At 67.4% G+C, this 16,300-nt stretch carries 20 protein-coding genes; 13 read left to right on the plus strand and 7 right to left on the minus strand.

Translation table 11 applies throughout. The features are described 5' to 3' along the window. Positions 1 to 106 precede the first annotated feature (106 nt). Entirely contained in the window at positions 107 to 886 is a 780-nt protein-coding gene (locus AB0I35_RS28490) for a purine-nucleoside phosphorylase (RefSeq protein ID WP_357399427.1), read from the plus strand. Next, positions 887 to 2,389, plus strand: coding sequence for a phospho-sugar mutase (locus AB0I35_RS28495; RefSeq protein ID WP_357399428.1), 1,503 nt, complete (start codon positions 887 to 889; stop codon positions 2,387 to 2,389). It begins immediately after the preceding gene. Here AB0I35_RS28495 and AB0I35_RS28500 read toward each other — a convergent pair. Further along, complete coding sequence (locus AB0I35_RS28500; RefSeq protein WP_357399429.1) at positions 2,376 to 2,753, minus strand: DUF4913 domain-containing protein; 378 nt, start codon at positions 2,751 to 2,753, stop codon at positions 2,376 to 2,378. The two genes, AB0I35_RS28495 and AB0I35_RS28500, sit on opposite strands and share 14 nt — an antisense overlap. A 42-nt stretch (positions 2,754 to 2,795) precedes the next feature. After that, the gene (gene upp, locus AB0I35_RS28505) at positions 2,796 to 3,419 is read right to left on the minus strand and encodes a uracil phosphoribosyltransferase (RefSeq protein ID WP_357399430.1); all 624 of its coding nucleotides are present in this window, start codon (positions 3,417 to 3,419) and stop codon (positions 2,796 to 2,798) included. Between the two features lie 143 nt (positions 3,420 to 3,562). Here upp and AB0I35_RS28510 point away from each other — a divergent pair, with 143 nt between their 5' ends. Genes AB0I35_RS28510 through AB0I35_RS28530 form a run of 5 tightly spaced genes read left to right on the plus strand, consistent with a single transcriptional unit; the run spans position 3,563 to position 6,960 of the window. Further along, positions 3,563 to 3,883, plus strand: coding sequence for a hypothetical protein (locus AB0I35_RS28510; RefSeq protein ID WP_067490775.1), 321 nt, complete (start codon positions 3,563 to 3,565; stop codon positions 3,881 to 3,883). Then, positions 3,880 to 5,007: a C40 family peptidase gene (locus tag AB0I35_RS28515; protein WP_067490777.1), complete on the plus strand. Its 1,128-nt coding sequence runs from the start codon at positions 3,880 to 3,882 to the stop codon at positions 5,005 to 5,007. The genes AB0I35_RS28510 and AB0I35_RS28515 overlap by 4 nt, the downstream gene beginning before the upstream one ends. After that, positions 5,004 to 5,357, plus strand: a complete 354-nt coding sequence (locus AB0I35_RS28520; RefSeq protein ID WP_067490779.1) for a hypothetical protein — start codon at positions 5,004 to 5,006, stop codon at positions 5,355 to 5,357. The genes AB0I35_RS28515 and AB0I35_RS28520 overlap by 4 nt, the downstream gene beginning before the upstream one ends. Then, positions 5,354 to 5,707: a YbaB/EbfC family nucleoid-associated protein gene (locus tag AB0I35_RS28525; protein ID WP_166655760.1), complete on the plus strand. Its 354-nt coding sequence runs from the start codon at positions 5,354 to 5,356 to the stop codon at positions 5,705 to 5,707. Before AB0I35_RS28520 ends, AB0I35_RS28525 begins: the two co-directional genes overlap by 4 nt. 20 nt (positions 5,708 to 5,727) lie before the next feature. After that, on the plus strand, positions 5,728 to 6,960 hold the full coding sequence (locus AB0I35_RS28530; RefSeq protein ID WP_357399431.1) for a primosomal protein: 1,233 nt from the start codon (positions 5,728 to 5,730) through the stop codon (positions 6,958 to 6,960). A gap of 43 nt (positions 6,961 to 7,003) precedes the next feature. Here AB0I35_RS28530 and AB0I35_RS28535 read toward each other — a convergent pair whose 3' ends face one another. The 3 genes from AB0I35_RS28535 to AB0I35_RS28545 all read right to left on the minus strand — a co-directional run bounded on the left by AB0I35_RS28535 (position 7,004) and on the right by AB0I35_RS28545 (position 9,974). Continuing rightward, positions 7,004 to 8,101 (minus strand): adenosine deaminase, encoded by a 1,098-nt coding sequence (locus AB0I35_RS28535; RefSeq protein ID WP_357399432.1) that lies wholly within the window; start codon positions 8,099 to 8,101, stop codon positions 7,004 to 7,006. A gap of 47 nt (positions 8,102 to 8,148) precedes the next feature. Then, positions 8,149 to 9,435 carry a thymidine phosphorylase gene (locus tag AB0I35_RS28540; protein ID WP_357399433.1) on the minus strand — a complete coding sequence of 429 codons (1,287 nt, stop codon included), beginning with the start codon at positions 9,433 to 9,435 and terminating at the stop codon, positions 8,149 to 8,151. Between the two features lie 137 nt (positions 9,436 to 9,572). Continuing rightward, positions 9,573 to 9,974, minus strand: coding sequence for a cytidine deaminase (locus AB0I35_RS28545; protein ID WP_357399434.1), 402 nt, complete (start codon positions 9,972 to 9,974; stop codon positions 9,573 to 9,575). A 289-nt stretch (positions 9,975 to 10,263) separates the two neighbouring features. Here AB0I35_RS28545 and sdhC point away from each other — a divergent pair, with 289 nt between their 5' ends. The 5 genes from sdhC to AB0I35_RS28570 all read left to right on the plus strand — a co-directional run bounded on the left by sdhC (position 10,264) and on the right by AB0I35_RS28570 (position 14,278). Next, positions 10,264 to 10,668 (plus strand): succinate dehydrogenase, cytochrome b556 subunit, encoded by a 405-nt coding sequence (sdhC, locus tag AB0I35_RS28550; protein ID WP_357399435.1) that lies wholly within the window; start codon positions 10,264 to 10,266, stop codon positions 10,666 to 10,668. 2 nt (positions 10,669 to 10,670) lie between these two features. Next, complete coding sequence (locus AB0I35_RS28555; protein WP_067490791.1) at positions 10,671 to 11,105, plus strand: succinate dehydrogenase hydrophobic membrane anchor subunit; 435 nt, start codon at positions 10,671 to 10,673, stop codon at positions 11,103 to 11,105. A 16-nt stretch (positions 11,106 to 11,121) separates the two neighbouring features. Further along, on the plus strand, positions 11,122 to 12,891 hold the full coding sequence (sdhA, locus tag AB0I35_RS28560; protein ID WP_133733979.1) for a succinate dehydrogenase flavoprotein subunit: 1,770 nt from the start codon (positions 11,122 to 11,124) through the stop codon (positions 12,889 to 12,891). Beyond that, complete coding sequence (locus AB0I35_RS28565) at positions 12,891 to 13,661, plus strand: succinate dehydrogenase iron-sulfur subunit (RefSeq protein WP_067490793.1); 771 nt, start codon at positions 12,891 to 12,893, stop codon at positions 13,659 to 13,661. Before sdhA ends, AB0I35_RS28565 begins: the two co-directional genes overlap by 1 nt. 233 nt (positions 13,662 to 13,894) lie before the next feature. Beyond that, positions 13,895 to 14,278, plus strand: a complete 384-nt coding sequence (locus AB0I35_RS28570; RefSeq protein WP_357399436.1) for a hypothetical protein — start codon at positions 13,895 to 13,897, stop codon at positions 14,276 to 14,278. 43 nt (positions 14,279 to 14,321) lie between these two features. Here the strand turns inward: AB0I35_RS28570 and AB0I35_RS28575 are convergent, their stop codons facing one another. Continuing rightward, positions 14,322 to 14,930, minus strand: coding sequence for a dihydrofolate reductase family protein (locus AB0I35_RS28575; RefSeq protein ID WP_357399437.1), 609 nt, complete (start codon positions 14,928 to 14,930; stop codon positions 14,322 to 14,324). Positions 14,931 to 15,087: 157 nt separating this feature from the next. Here AB0I35_RS28575 and AB0I35_RS28580 point away from each other — a divergent pair, with 157 nt between their 5' ends. Then, positions 15,088 to 15,585: a hypothetical protein gene (locus AB0I35_RS28580; protein ID WP_357399438.1), complete on the plus strand. Its 498-nt coding sequence runs from the start codon at positions 15,088 to 15,090 to the stop codon at positions 15,583 to 15,585. On the opposite strand, the gene AB0I35_RS28585 is transcribed toward AB0I35_RS28580, so the two are convergent. Continuing rightward, complete coding sequence (locus AB0I35_RS28585) at positions 15,586 to 16,299, minus strand: TetR/AcrR family transcriptional regulator (protein ID WP_357399439.1); 714 nt, start codon at positions 16,297 to 16,299, stop codon at positions 15,586 to 15,588. Position 16,300: the final 1 nt, after the last annotated feature.

Below are 16,300 nucleotides of genomic sequence, written 5' to 3' on the forward strand. Positions count from 1 at the left end.
GCCGTGGCGTAGGCGACGAAGGAGCAAGCCACGGCACCTGATCGTCGGGACTTGCGGGGCCGCGAACCTCGAGCGCGCCAGCGCTCCAGGGACATAAGCTATCCACATGCTTGCCGAGAAGGCCGCCGAGGCTATCGCCGAACGTACGGGAGTGCCGCGTCATCGCGTGGCCGTGGTGCTCGGATCGGGGTGGCAGCAGGCCGCGGCCGAGATCGGTGCGCCGCAGGCCTCGATCGCCATGCCGGAACTGCCCGGCTTCGGCAGGCCGAGCGCGCAGGGGCACGGCGGGATGGTGCACTCGGTCACCGTCGACGACAACAATGTGCTGCTGCTGATGGGCCGTCAGCACCTGTACGAGGGCTACACACCCCAGCAGGTGGTGCACCCGGTGTCGGCGGCGATCGCGGCCGGTGCGGAGATCGTGCTGCTCACCAATGCCGCGGGCGGGATCAGGGGCGGGCTGCGGGTGGGTGAACCGGTCCTCATCGCCGACCACCTGAACCTCACCGCGCGCACCCCGCTGGAGGGGGCGCGGTTCGTGGACCTGGTCGACGCGTGGGACCCCGAATTGCGCACGCTGGCAAAGGAACTCGACCCCTCGCTCGGTGAAGGCGTGTACGCCGGACTGCTCGGGCCGCAGTACGAGACACCCGCCGAGATCCGCATGCTTGCCACTCTCGGCGCCGACCTGGTCGGAATGTCGACGGTGCTGGAGGCCATCGAAGCCCGCTCACGCGGGGCGCGGGTCCTCGGCATCTCGCTGGTCACCAACCTGGCCGCCGGGGTCACCGGCCAGCATCTGTCGCATGCGGAGGTGCTGGCCGAGGGGCAGGCCGCCGCACCCCGGCTCGGCAAACTGCTGCGCGGCATCCTGGAGCGGGTGTAGATGCTGCGCTTCGGGACCGCGGGCCTGCGTGGCCCGTTGCGTGAGGGACCGGACGGGATGAACGTGACCACCGTGTCGCGGGCGACCGCAGGACTGGCCGACTGGTTGCGGGCGCGGTGTCTCGGCGGCGGCGCGGTGGTGGTCGGGCGCGACGCCAGGCACGGTTCCGCCGAATTCGCGACCGCGACAGCCGAGATCTTCACGGCAGCGGGCTTTCCCGTGACCCTCTTGCCCGAGCCCGTGCCGACGCCGGTGGTGGCGTTCGCGGTGCGTGTGCTGGGTGCGGTGGCGGGCGTGCAGATCACCGCCTCGCACAATCCGCCCGCCGACAACGGGTACAAGGTGTATCTCGACGGTGGCTCGCAGCTCATCGCACCGGCCGATACCGAGATCGAGCAGTACATCGAGAAGGTCGTCGAACCAGTTGAGCGGGCGCCTGTTTCGCCGTCCGGAGCCGAACTGGTCGACCGTTACCTGGCGCGGGTCGCCGAACTGCCCGGTGTGCTCGGCGGTCCCGGGGCGCGGGCCGAGGTGCGGATCGCCTTGACGGCCATGCACGGTGTGGGCGGCGACCTCGCCGTGCGGGCGCTGCACGCCGCGGGTTTCACCGACGTGCACGTGGTGGACGAACAGTTCGCCCCCGACCCCGACTTCCCCACCGTTGCCTTTCCCAATCCCGAGGAGCCGGGGGCGTCCGATCTGCTGCTCGCGCTGGCCGAGCGGGTGGGCGCCGACGTGGCGATCGCCCTGGATCCCGACGCCGACCGGTGTGCCGTCGGCGTGCCGGGGCCGGACGGCTGGCGCATGCTGCGCGGTGACGAAACCGGTGTGCTACTCGCCGATTACGTGCTCCGTACCGCCGCCGACGACCCGCTGGTAGCTACCACGATCGTCTCCTCGCGCCTGCTCTCGAAGCTGGCGGCCGCTCGTTCGGCCCGCTACGCCGAGACGCTCACCGGCTTCAAATGGCTGGCCCGTGCGGGTGACGGACTCGTGTACGCCTACGAGGAAGCCATCGGCCACTGCGTCGACCCGTCGAAGGTCCGCGACAAGGACGGCATCTCCGCCGCGGTGGCAGCCGCAGACCTGGTCGCTCTGTTGAAGGCGCGGAACCGCACCCTCCTCGACGAACTCGATTCCTACGCGGTCGAATTCGGCCTCCACGCAGGCGATCAGGTGTCGCTGCGCCTACCCGACCAGGCCGCGGCAACCACCCTCGCCGCCGCCCTGCGCACGAACCCACCCGTCGAGATCGCGGGCACACCGGTTGAATTCACCGATCAGGCCCAGGTCCGCGGCCGGATGCGCACGGACGCACTGATCTTCGAGGCCGACGACTTCCGCATCGTCGTCCGGCCGTCGGGCACCGAACCCAAACTCAAGTGCTACCTGGAAGTCTTCGCCCCTGTCCCCGCCCTGGCGGCCCTGCCGGCCGCCCGCACCGCCGCCAGAACCCGCCTCGACGAACTCGCCCACTTCTGCCGAGCGCTCAGCCCTGCTTGAACATCGAATCGCCCCAAGACTCCGTCATCTCGACAGGTAGCGCCGAACTGTCCTGATGCCCATCCTCGACCGAGCAGCGCCGGAAGGGGCCGTTCGGGGCTGTCAGCCGTCTGACGTGCGGGTCGGCATGGTCGAGGAACCATGTGCTTATGCCTGGGCCGCCCCGCGCACGGTAGTACTCCCAGGCACGCCACAGCGCGTCGAGTCGCACCGCGGCACCGGGATGGCGCCACCACTCGGGGCACCACAGCACCGGTTCTCCCCTCCGGTAGGCCAGGTCGTCTCCGTACAGCACGACGAAATACTCCGCGACCCACTCCACCACCGAGTCGTACGCCTGTGGCGGCGATTCCGAACTCCCCATGTCAAGCAGGGTCGCACGAAATCCGTTCGGCGGTAAGCCGATTCAGCGAGGGCCGAATTGGCGGTCGCCCGCGTCGCCGAGGCCGGGGACGATGTAGGCGTGTTCGTTGAGTTTCTCGTCGACGACGGCGGTGACGAGCCGGACGGGTAGGCCCGAGTCGGACAGGGCGGCAACGCCTTCGGGGGCGGCTACGACGCAGACGGCGGTGATGTCGGTGGCGCCGCGGGCGACGAGGAGTTCCAGGGTGTGGATCATCGAGCCGCCGGTGGCGAGCATGGGGTCGAGGACGAAGACGGGGAGGTCGGTCAGGTCGGTCGGCAGGGATTCCAGGTACGGGACGGGCTGGTGGGTTTCCTCGTCTCGGGCGATGCCGACGAAACCGACGCGGGCCTGTGGCACGAGATCGGCGGCGGCATAGACCATGCCGAGACCCGCGCGCAGCACCGGGACGAGCAGCGGTGGGGCCGCCAGCCGTACACCCTCGGTGACAGCTACCGGCGTGTTGATCGGTTCACGGACGACGGGCGCGTCACGCAGGGCCTCGTACATCAAAATGCCCGTGAGGTCGGCCAATGCGTTGCGGAAGGTGGCGTTGTCGGTGCGTGCGTCTCGCATCGTGCTCAGCAGAGTGGCGGCGAGCGGATGATCGACGGTGTCGGTGCGCATGAAAAAACGATAGGGTCACCCACGCGCTTCCGGTGCGTCCGCTGGGGAAATTTCGCGGAAGAGGGAACCGAACGCGGAGCCGGTGCGTCGAATCAGGTGAATGACGTACTCTGCCCGGGAACTCGAGGATTGGGGGAAGTTCGATGGTAAAGATGTCGGCCGATGCCGAGGGCATCGTCGCCTATAGTGCGACCGCCGGAACCATGTCCACCGAATTCGCCACGGCGGCGGCCGCATCGGTGGCGTCGAACCCGGCTCTGCTCGGCCCGGTGATGGGACTCATCGGTGGGGATTTCGTCACCGCCTACGCCGCCGCCCAGGCCGGTCACGTCGCCGCGATCGCCCAGCTCTCGGCCGTGATGGCCAGCATGGGCACCGCAACGGCAGGCGCGGCGACCACCCTCGTCGACACCGACACGGGCAATGCCGCCGCCATCGAATCGGCAGCGGGCGAACTCGCATGATCGACCTCAGCGGACTGGCTCAACCCCTGTACGACCTGCTGTCCAGCTTCGGTAGCGGTGTCCTCGGCACCGGCGGCGCGTCCGACGGCCTGCGCAGCACCTCCGCCGAGATCGACCAGATCTACCAGCTCGGCCGCACCGGCATCAACGCGGTGAACACCGCCTGGGACGGTCTGGCCGTCGACGCGGTCACCTCGAAGGCGCTGCGCGTGCAGACCTCCTCGGCCACCCTGTCCGACACCGGCAACGAGATGGCCACCGTGGTCGACCAGGCCGCCGCGTATGTGCAGACCGGGCAGAAGGAACTCGACGGGATCGTCAACTCCTTCCTCACCGAGGTCTCCGCGCTCAGCCCGGTCCTGGCCACCCCGGCGGGCCTCACCGCCGTCGTCGCCTCGGCGATCGACCACATCGGCCAGGGCATGGGCGTGGTCGGACGGGTACAGGACGAACTCGGCACCCAGACCGCCGCCATCAAGGAACTCACCCCGGCACCGTCGAGCACTCCGCTGGCCAACACCGCCAACCTGTCGACCTCGGCCGCCTCCACGCTGCTGTCCACCGCGACGAGCGCGGGCGGTTCGATGCTGAGCGCGGTGTCGTCGGGCCTGTCGACGGCCATGGGCGGCGGCGACTCGAGCAGTTCGGGCGGGACGAGCACGGGCAATTCGACCAACAACGGCAAGACCTCGACCCCCACCGGCTCGTCCACGGGCTCCACCGGCACCGGTGTCAAGGTCACCCTGCCCGACGGCAGCGTGGTCGAAGCCCCCAACGAGGAGGCCGCCACGGCGGTGCGCTCGGCCATCGGCGCGGTCGGCACCCCGTACGTGTGGGGCGGCAACGACCCGGGCTCGGGCATCGACTGCAGTGGGCTCACCAAGTACGCCTACGGCGAGGCCGGGGTGGAACTGCCTCGCCTTGCCCAGGAACAGCACATCGGACACCCACAGGTGTCACCCGGTGACCTGATGCCCGGTGACCTGGCCGTATGGGACGGCCACGTCGCCATGGTCGTCGGTAACGGGCAGCTCGTGGAGGCGGGCGACCCGGTCTCGATCAGTTCGATCCGAACGGAGAACAGTGGCATGGAGTTCTACGGCTTCTACAGGCCTACCTCATGAGCGAAACCCCGATCCCCGAGGTTCCCAATGTGGAAACCGCGGTCAGCACCAACCGGTCGGGCACCATCTCGGTGCGTGCGACCAGCATGGGCCTGCCGATCGCGCTCAAGTTCGAGCGCAGCGAATACCAGTACGGCGCGCAGGCGCTCGCCGATGAGATCCTTCGCCTGACCAGGCGTTCGACCATCGCGGCCGCCGCGCGCCTGCGTGAGGTGTACAGCGAGCAGGCCGGCATCCCCGATGCCCTGCTCGACAAGATGAACCTGCCGACCCGGCGTCAGGCCGTCGACGAGCTCGACCGCATCGACGACGCCGACACCGGTCAGACGAGCTGGATGAGGCCCCTGTGAGCGCGGAGATGGACGCCCTGGTCGCGGGCGTGACCGAGAAACTCGAGGCACTCGAGGCGGCGCTGTACGGATTGAAGCAGGTCAACGGCAAGTTCACCACCGAGGACGGGCTGGTCACCGCCGAGGTGAACAGCGACGGCGCGCTGGTCGATCTGCGCCTGGACGAGGGCATCACCGCCCTGCCGCCGGCGGAGGCCGCGCAGCTGATCCTGTCGGCGTGCAGGCAGGCCACCGAGACCGCGGGTGAGGCGCGCTCCAACATCATTGCGACACTGAACGAATCGCTCACCGGCGGCACTGCACACCCGCCCGGGGAATTAGCACCCGGGCCGGATAGTGCGCGGCGCTGAAGCTCGATAGGCTTCGCGTCATGGCTTCTGGAGACATCGTCCCGATCGAGCTCGGTCTGACCGATGGCGATCTCGTCACCCTGTGGGCACCGCGCTGGCGTGACGGTGACGACGAGTACATGGCGTTCCTCGGACACGAGGACGACCTCTACGGTTTCGAGTCCGTTGCGGAGTTGGCCGCGTTCATCCGCACCAACACCGACAACGATCTCGTCGAGCATCCGTCGTGGGCGGTGGTCGCCGGTCTGTCGGCCGCCGAACTGGAGCCGGAGGACAACTTCACCTTCGATCTGGTCTCCGTGCCCGAGTTGGCCGCGGGCGAACCCGACGGCGAGGTGGTCGGCGAGCTCGAGGACACCCTGGCCATGGTCCGCAACGTCGGCGACGTGTGCGAGCTCGACGTGGTGACGGCGTTCTTCGACGACAACCCGGTACTCGGTGTGCTGGCCAACGGTGTCGGCACCTTCACCGGGCGCGACGGCGAGGAGCTGTGGGACCAGGTCGGTGCCGCCATCGTCAAGGGCTGGGACGACGTGCTCGACGCGATCGACAGCATCGTCACCACCCCCGAGGTGGATGCCGCGGCGGTCGAGGTCGCCGAGGCCGAGCTCTTGGCCGCCGAGGAGAACGTGGTCGACGCCGACGACGTGGTCGAGGAGGACGAGGAGTTCGAAAGCGTCGACCTCACCGCCGACGACGAGGACGAGACCTTCTGGCACGAGGTCGGCATCGACCCGGTCAAGATCGTCACCTCCGACGGTGAGCACTTCACCCTGCGCTGCTACCTCGACGACGAGCCGATCTTCCTCGGCAACGGCCGCACCATCACCGTGTTCGGTTCCGAGCGCGCGCTGGCCCGCTACCTGGCCGACGACCACGAGCACGAGCTGGCCCGGGTGTCGACCTTCGGCGACGTACAGACCGCCGCGGTCGACGGTTCACTCGAGGTGGAGGTGAGCGACGAGAACGTCTACGTGCTCACCGGTCTCGTCGAGGACCTGGCCGAGGGACCGGAGGCCGTCGACATCGAACAGCTCGACCTCGCCGTCGAATTGTTCACCGACGCAGCCGATTACGCCGACGACGACAGCGTGGAACAGGCGCTTGCCGCGTCGAACCCGCTGGGTTGGTATGTCTCCTACCTGCTCAACCCGGACCCCAACCGGCTGGCTCCGAACCCGCCGTACACGGCCGAGGCCCAGCAGTTCCGCGAACTGCAACGCACGTTCGAAGCACGGCTGGTCAGCGAGTAGCGAGACGGGAAGGGTGGCACCGACGAGGTGCCACCCTTCTTCGTCATCCGACCAGGACCGCGTAGCGCGGTTTGATGATCTCGTCGATGATCTTCAGACGATCGGGGAACGGGATGAACGCCGACTTCATGGCGTTGATGGTGAAGCGTTCGAGGTCGCTCCAGCCGTAGCCGAAGGTTTCCACCAGTTTGAGCATCTCCTGGCTCATGGTGGTGTCGCTCATCAGCCGGTTGTCGGTGTTGACGGTGACCCGGAACCGCAGCCGGGCCAGCAGGTCGAAGGGGTGCTTGTCGAGCGAGGGCACCGCACCGGTCTGCACGTTCGACGACGGGCACAGTTCCAGCGGCACCCGCATGTCACGCACGTAGTCGGCGACGATCCCGAGTTGGGCGTCCTCGACGGCGCCCGGCACGCTGATGTCGTCGGTGATGCGCACACCGTGCCCGAGCCGATCGCACCCGCAGAAGGCGAGCGCCTCGTGGATCGACGGCAACCCGAACGCCTCCCCCGCGTGAATCGTGAAGTGCGCGTGGTTGACTCGCAGATATTCGAAGGCGTCCAGGTGCCGGGTGGGCGGGAACCCGGCCTCGGCCCCCGCGATGTCGAACCCACCGACCCCGCTGTCGCGGAAGCGCACCGTGAGCTCCGCGATCTCCCGCGACCGCGCGGCATGCCGCATGGCGGTGAGCAGACATGTCACCCGGATGATGTCGCCCTGCTCCGCCGCGATCGCCTCCCCCTCCCGGAACCCGGCAAGGGTGTGCTCGACCACTTCGTCGAGGGTGAGCCCCTTCTCCAGATGCTGCTCGGGTGCGAACCGCACCTCGGCGTAGACCACCCCGTCGGCGGCCAGATCGATGGCACATTCCCGAGCCACCCGTCGCAATCCCTCCGGCGTCTGCATCACCGCGACGGTGTGGGCGAACGTCTCGAGGTACAGCTCGAGCGACCCGCTGTCGGCGGCGTCCCGGAACCACGCCCCCAAACTCTCGGCATCCTGCGCGGGTAGTTGGTCGTAGCCGCACTCGGCGGCGAGCTCCAGCACCGTCTCCGGCCGCAGCCCACCATCGAGGTGGTCATGCAGCAGGGCTTTGGGTGCACGTCGGATCGAAGCGAGGTCAAGGGGCGCCGGTCCAGTCATATCCAAACGTTAGCCGTTCCGCCTCTCCGCGTCTTCAGACCAGCCGCTCAGCCGACCCGCCCGAGCACCAACTCCCCCGGCTTTCCCTCCGGCGCACTCTCGATCCCCACAGCCCCCGACAGCGACTCCAACGCCACCCCGAAAGCCTCCGGCGTATCCGTATGCAGCGTGAACAGCGGCTGGCCCGCCACCACCGAATCCCCCGGCTTCGCATGCATTTCCACCCCGGCGCCCGCCTGCACCTTCTCGCCCTGCCGGGCACGCCCGGCGCCCAACTGCCATGCCGCGAGCCCCACCCCCATCGCATCCAGGCGCATCAAGACCCCTGCCGACTCCGCACGCACGACCTCCGTGTGCCGAGCCGTGGGCAGCGGCGCATCCGGATCACCGCCCTGCGCCTGGATCATCGCCCGCCAGTGATCCATCGCCCGGCCGTCGGCGAGCACCTGCGCCGGATCCACATGCAGCCCAGCCTTCGCGACCATCTCACGCGCGAGGGTGAGCGTCAGTTCGACCACATCGGCGGGTCCACCACCGGCCAGCACCTCGACCGACTCCGCGACCTCGAGCGCATTACCCGCGGTCCGGCCGAGCGGGGTGTCCATCGCGGTCAGCAACGCGACGGTCTTCACTCCGGCATCCCGCCCGAGCTCGACCATCACGGCGGCCAGCTCGCGCGCCTCGTCGAGGGTCTTCAGGAACGCCCCGGTCCCGACTTTCACGTCGAGTACCAGCGCCGCGGTCCCTTCGGCGATCTTCTTGCTCATGATCGAGCTCGCGATCAGGGGAATCGACTCGACCGTCCCGGTCACATCACGCAGCGCGTAGAGCCGTTTGTCGGCCGGAGCGAGTTCGGCGCCCGCCGCGCAGATCACCGCGCCGATCGCCGGGTCGGCGAGGACTTCACGCATCCGTGGCACGGTGATGTCGGCCTGCCAGCCGGGGATCGACTCGAGCTTGTCCAGGGTGCCGCCGGTGTGGCCGAGGCCCCGTCCCGACAGCTGCGGCACCGCCGCGCCGCAGGCCGCCACGAGGGGCGCCAGCGGCAGCGTGATCTTGTCGCCGACGCCACCGGTCGAATGCTTGTCGACGGTGGGCCGCGGCAGGTCGGTGAAGTTCATCCGGCTCCCCGAGCCGATCATCGCCGCCGTCCAGCGCGCGATCTCGCGCCGGTTCATGCCACGCAGCAGGATGGCCATCGCCAGGGACGACATCTGTTCGTCGGCCACGATCCCCCGGGTGAACCCGTCGACCACCCAGTCGATCTGCTCGTCCGACAGCTCGCCGCCATCCCGTTTGGCCCGAATGATCGATACCGCGTCCAGTGCCGTCATGCGGCCAGTCTGGCACGCGACATCGGCCGCGGCACTCCGCACGCCGAGCCTCGGCCGCGCCTTCATCGGCTCGGATCAGGACGCGCCGCGTACCCGATCACCCTCGTTCGGGTCGGTCACCGGCTGAACCGGTGCGATCAGCGCTGCCCGGCCGCCAGATCATCGGGCCCGAACGCGTACGGCAACAGCTCGCTCAGCGTCTTGGCCCCCTCGGCATGGTCCACAACCAACTCGCCTCCGCCGTGCTCGAACAGCAGCTGTCTGCACCGCCCACACGGCATCAGGATTTCGCCACGGGAATCGCTCACCGATACCGCCAGAAGGCGACCACCACCCGATCCGAATAAGTTACCGACGAGTACGCATTCGGCACACAGGGTTAGTCCATATGAGACATTTTCCACATTGCAACCGCTCACAATTCGACCGTCCGTCGTGAGAGCAGCGGCACCGACCGGGAAACCCGAGTACGGGGCATACGCGCTACCCATTACGCGAATGGCCATGTCGCGCAAGGTATTCCAGTCGATTTCGGACATCGCGAACCTCCAGCCGATACCGCCGAACGTGTCCGCGCGGGGGCTCGGACACCAGTATTCGGCATCGAGAAAGGTAAACCTAACTCGGCCGATTCGTGCACAACGCACGGCACGCCGAATTAGTTCCGCGAAACAGAGAGGATTAGAGTCAGCCGAAGATCGGTTCAGGTTCCCGGCGGCGGGCCAGCGCTCGAGAACACAGCGCAGCCACCTGGGCATTTGCCTCTCCACGCAGCCGGCGTCGGATCTGTGACCGGGTCCATCAACGACGTTGGAGGCACCGCACTCTATGACCACGATAGAAGCTCCGGCTCCGGCCCAGCCGAAGCGGAAGACGCTGTACCGCGGCGACCCCGGCATGTGGTCCTGGGCGCTGCACCGGATCACCGGTGTCACGATCTTCTTCTTCCTCTTCGTGCACGTGCTGGACACGGCACTGGTTCGGGTCAACCCCGACACCTATGACCAGGCGATCGAGCTGTACAAGAACCCGCTCGTCGCGCTCATGGAGATGGGCCTCGTCGTCTGCGTGCTGTTCCACGCGCTCAACGGCGTCCGCGTCATCCTCGTCGACTTCTGGTCGCAGGGTCCGCGCTTCCAGAAGCAGATGCTGTGGGTCGTGCTGACCATCTGGGTCCTGGTCTCCGCCGCCGGCGTCGGCCGCCAGTTCTTCTACCTGCTGACGGAGCACTGATCATGACCGCACCTGTCCTCGGCAAGTCCTACGACCGCCCCGCCAGCCTGGACGCGCCCCGCGCGCCGCGTGGCAAGGCCAACAGCAACTTCGAGAAGTACGCGTGGCTGTTCATGCGCATCTCGGGCCTGTTCCTGATCGTGCTGGTCATCGGCCACATGTTCATCATGCTGATGATCGACGGCGGCGTGAACCGGCTGAACTTCGCGTTCGTGGCCGGTCGCTGGTCCAGCCCGTTCTGGCAGTTCTGGGATCTGTCCATGCTGTGGCTGGCTCAGCTGCACGGCGGCAACGGCCTGCGCACCGTCATCGATGACTACTCCCGCAAGGACTCCACCCGGTTCTGGCTCAAGACCATCCTCGTGGTCTCGATGATCCTGGTGATGAGCGTGGGCACCTACGTCATCTTCACCTTCGACCCCAACATCACCGGTTAGGAACAGGCCACCTCGCATGAGTGAATCCCGTCCGATTCAGGAACATCGCTACGACGTGGTCATCGTCGGCGCCGGTGGCGCGGGCATGCGCGCGGCGATCGAGGCCGGTCCCCGGGCTCGTACCGCGGTCCTGACCAAGCTCTACCCGACGCGCAGCCACACCGGCGCGGCCCAGGGCGGCATGTGCGCCGCGCTGGCCAACGTCGAAGAAGACAACTGGGAATGGCACACCTTCGACACCGTCAAGGGTGGTGACTACCTGGTCGACCAGGACGCCGCGGAGATCATGGCCAAGGAGGCCATCGACGCGGTCATGGACCTGGAGAAGATGGGCCTGCCGTTCAACCGCACGCCCGAGGGCAAGATCGACCAGCGTCGTTTCGGCGGCCACACCCGTGACCACGGCAAGGCGCCCGTGCGTCGCGCGTGTTATGCCGCCGACCGCACCGGTCACATGATCCTGCAGACGCTCTACCAGAACTGCGTCAAGCACGACGTCGAGTTCTTCAACGAGTTCTACGTGCTCGACCTGGTGATGACCGAGTCCGACCGTGGCCCCGTCGCCACCGGCGTCGTCGCCTACGAGCTTGCCACCGGCGAGATCCACGTCTTCCACGCGAAGTCGATCGTGTTCGCCACCGGCGGCTCGGGCCGCATGTACAAGACCACCTCGAACGCGCACACGCTGACCGGTGACGGCATGGCGATCGTGTTCCGCAAGGGCCTGCCGCTCGAGGACATGGAGTTCCACCAGTTCCACCCGACAGGCCTCGCGGGCCTGGGCATCCTCATCTCCGAGGCGGTTCGTGGTGAGGGTGGCATCCTGCGCAACGCCTCCGGTGAGCGCTTCATGGAGCGCTACGCCCCCACCATCAAGGACCTCGCGCCGCGTGACATCGTCGCCCGCTCGATGGTCCTCGAGGTGCTCGAGGGCCGCGGCGCCGGGCCGAACAAGGACTACGTCTACATCGACGTGACCCACCTCGGCGAGGACGTGCTCGAGGAGAAGCTGCCCGACATCACCGAGTTCGCACGCACCTACCTGGGTGTCGACCCGGTCAAGGAACTCGTGCCGGTCATGCCGACCTGCCACTACGTGATGGGCGGTATCCCCACCCGCATCCGTGGCGAGGTGCTGCGCAACAACACCGACGTGGTCCCCGGCCTCTACGCCGCCGGTGAGTGCGCGTGTGTGTCGGTGCACGGCGCGAACCGTCTGGGCACCAACTCGCTGCTCGACATCAACGTGTTCGGCCGTCGCGCCGGCATCGCGGCCGCCGAGTACGCCCAGCGCACCGAGTTCGTCGAGATGCCGGAGAACCCGGCGCAGATGGTGCAGGACTGGCTGGCGCTGATCCTGAGCGACCACGGCAACGAGCGCGTGGCCGACATCCGCACCGAACTGCAGTACACGATGGACATGAACGCCGCCGTGTTCCGCACCGAGGACACCCTCAAGCAGGCCCTCACCGATATCCACGCGCTCAAGGAGCGCTACACCCGGATCACGGTGCAGGACAAGGGCAAGCGCTACAACAGCGACCTGCTCGAGGCCGTCGAGCTGGGCTTCCTGCTCGAGCTGGCCGAGGTCACCGTCGTCGGCGCGCTCAACCGCAAGGAATCGCGTGGTGGGCACGCCCGCGAGGACTACCCGGATCGCGACGACGTGAACTTCATGCGGCACACCATGGCGTACAAGGAGGGCCCGGAGCTCATCTCCGAGATCCGTCTCGACTTCAAGCCGGTGGTGCAGACCCGCTACGAGCCGATGGAGCGTAAGTACTGATGACTGCTGTAGCAGAACCGACCACACAGAAGCCCGCGCCCGTCCCCGAGGGCTCGGTCATGGTCACCGTGAAGGTGGCCCGGTTCAGCACCGAGAACGACAAGGGCGCGTACTGGGATTCGTTCCAGGTGCCGGTCCTGCCGACCGACCGCTTCCTCAACGTGCTGATCTACATCAAGTCCTACCTGGACGGCACGCTCACCTTCCGGCGTTCCTGCGCCCACGGTGTGTGCGGTTCCGACGCGATGCGGATCAACGGGGTGAACCGGCTGGCCTGCAAGGTCCTGATGAAGGACATGCTGCCCAAGGGCGACAAGACCCTCACCATGACCGTCGAGCCGATCCGCGGCCTGCCGGTGGAGAAGGACCTCGTCGTCGATATGGAACCGTTCTTCGACGCGTTCCGTGCCGTGAAGCCGTACCTGATCACCTCGGGTAACGAGCCGACCCGCGAGCGCATCCAGTCCCAGCACGACCGCGCCCGCTTCGACGACACCACCAAGTGCATCCTGTGCGCCTGCTGCACGACCTCCTGCCCCGTGTACTGGAGCGACGGCAGCTACTTCGGCCCGGCCGCGATCGTGAACGCCCACCGCTTCATCTTCGACAGCCGTGACGAAGGCGCCCGCGAGCGCCTCGACATCCTCAACGACGTCGAAGGTGTCTGGCGCTGCCGCACCACCTTCAACTGCACCGACGCGTGCCCCCGCGGCATCGAGGTCACCAAGGCCATCCAGGAAGTCAAGCGCGCGCTGCTCTTCGCCCGCTGACCCGGCTTCGAACGAAGGCCGCCTTCATCTTTCGATGGAGGCGGCCTTCGTCGTTCCCACAACGACACAGCCCCATGGTCGACGGGTGCCAATCCAGAAGCCTTGTAGAGCTGCGACTTCCACGCACCTAGGCTCCATGCATGACTTCTTTCTGGGCGTCCAGACTCATCCGAATTAGTCAGAACGGGTACGCGATCACTGCCCGGAGCGGGGCCCTGATCACTCTCCTCGTCTTGCTGATTCTGCCTGTCTTCAGCGGCAAGATCGGCTCGCACCGGGCGGAGGCGACATCCCTGTGGGGGCTGCGCGAGTGGGGTGTGCCGGGGGTACCGGCACTCGGAATCGGGGCGTTCCTTGTCCTCGCGGGAGCGATGTTCCCGGCGGACATGCCCGCACGCCGACTACGCGCGTGTGTTGCGGGCCTGGCCGTTGCCGAGACCCTCGGCATCGTGGTGATCACCTCGTTCGGGCTCACGTTGGCTGTCGCGAGCGCGAGCAGTGTGCGCGATGTCGAACTATTGCCCGGCCTGCCGGTGCTGTTCTTCGGCTCGGCGGCGATGCTCGTCGGAACTTGGGGGCAATGGCTGGCGAATCGTGCGGATGCTGCCCCACACTGAGAATCAGGGTTCCGTGCGGTCGAGCTTCGAGTAGCCACCGGGCTTATTGTTCTTGTGCGAGGTGGGTTTTCGCGTCCTCGTAGGACCCGCTCGGGGCGGTGTCGTCCTTGGTGTAGACCAGGTGGAGTACTCCGGTTCCGAAGGTCTCCGAGGAGAGGAGGCGGAGGGGAATCGTCGTACCGTTCTCGAACAGCCGCTCCCCCTTGCCGACCACGATCGGGTGGACGAGCAGGTGCAGTTCGTCCAGGAGGCCTGCGGCCAGGAGTTGGCGCACCACCGAGACCGAACCGCTGATGGCGATATCCCCGCCCGAGCCGTTTCTCAGTTCGGCTGCGGCGGTAGTCAATTCGCCGGTAAGGCGCTCGGAGTTGCGCCAGGTGAAATCGCGGTCCTCGTGGGTCACCACCAGTTTGCGCGCGTCGCCGAGCTTCTTCGCGAACGGCGCGTCCGGTCCGCCTTCGGCTTCCCGGCCGGGCCAGGCGCCGGCGAAGCTGTCGTAGGTCACGCGGCCGAGCAACAGCGTGTCGGCGCTGCCGAGCTGGGCGTCGACGGCGGCGCCCATGGCGTCGTCGAAGTAGGGGAAATGCCAGTCCTGCGGGTCGGCGATCACGCCGTCGAGAGACATGAACAGACCGGCGGTGATCTTCCTCATCGGTACTTCTCCTCGGTGAGCGGTGAGTGTGTCGATTACTACGACGGTGCGCGGCTGCCGAATTAATCGCGGTGGAACCACGCGGGCGGGCTTGACGAAATAATGGATAGCGCTACTATCCATAGTAGACAGTGCAACTATCCACTATGGAGTCGCCGTGATCGTCCTCGTTCTTCTCGTCTCGCTCCTGGGCTTCCGGGGATTGGGCGCGCTCGGCGTCAGCCGGTTCGCCACTTGGTCCGCGGCTGCCGCGCACGCACTGGCCGTGATGTTGATCATGACCGGTTCCGCCCACTTCATGCCGTCGAGCGTCACCGTGATGCCCACTTACGACGACATGGTGGCGATGGTCCCCCCGTTCGTGCCGTTCCCCGGATTCATGGTGCTGTTCACCGGCGTGCTGGAACTGCTCGCGGCCGTCGGCCTGGTCCTCACCCGGTCGCGCCGGGTCGCGGGCTGGGCACTGGTGCCGCTGTTCGTGCTGCTGCTGCCCGCCAATATCTACGCGGCCGTCGAAAACGTCACCTTCGCAGGCGAACCCGCGTCTCCCCTCTGGCAGCGCATCCCGGAACAGCTGCTCTACATCGGCTTCGCGATCTGGGCGACGGGTGCTCTCACACCGGCCACGCGGGATCGCGTGCCTGCCCAGCGGTGACTACGCGAAACCGGTGGTGCGGGCCAGGTCGGCGAGCATGGTGTCGAACATGACTTCCGGCTCGGTGAGGGGGATGGGGTAGTTGCCGAACACCTCGAGGGTGACGTGGCCGAACAGGCGAACCCAGGTCTGCACCATCACATAGGTCACGCCGAGGTCCAGTTTCTCGGCGGGGAACTTCTGACCCGAATCCGAGAGCATGGCGAGCAGTTCGGTCTGGAAGTCGATCAGATCGTCACGCAGCTCGACCGGTATGGAATCACCTGGCGGAGTGGCGATTTCGAAGCCGACGAGCAGCCTGCCCGCGGCGGCGAGGAAGATCCGGCCGAAGGGCTCGCCGAAGCGGCGCATCATGGCACGGCTCGAGGTGGGCGAGGCGAACACCAGGGTGAATTCCCCCGGGTTGGCCAGGGCCCACCGCCGGAAGCCCCGGCAGATCGCGAGGAACTGCACAGCGCCGTCATCGGGCAGGTCCGCGATCACCGCCGACAGGTTGTCGGCGAGGTCGGCACAGAACTCCACGCGCAACCGCTCGATCAGCTCGTCACGGGAGTCGTAGTGCCGGTACAGGGCGGGCGCGGTGACACCGAGCTCGCGGGCGATGGCGCGCAGGGTGACCGCATCCGGGCCGTGCTCGACCAGCAGCGCCCGCGCGACCCGCCGGATATCGGCGTCGGCCACGACGGGCGCCCGGCCGCGTGCCCTGCCCGTCAAC

Source organism: Nocardia sp. NPDC050378 (assembly GCF_040655675.1).
GTDB lineage: Bacteria > Actinomycetota > Actinomycetes > Mycobacteriales > Mycobacteriaceae > Nocardia > Nocardia coubleae.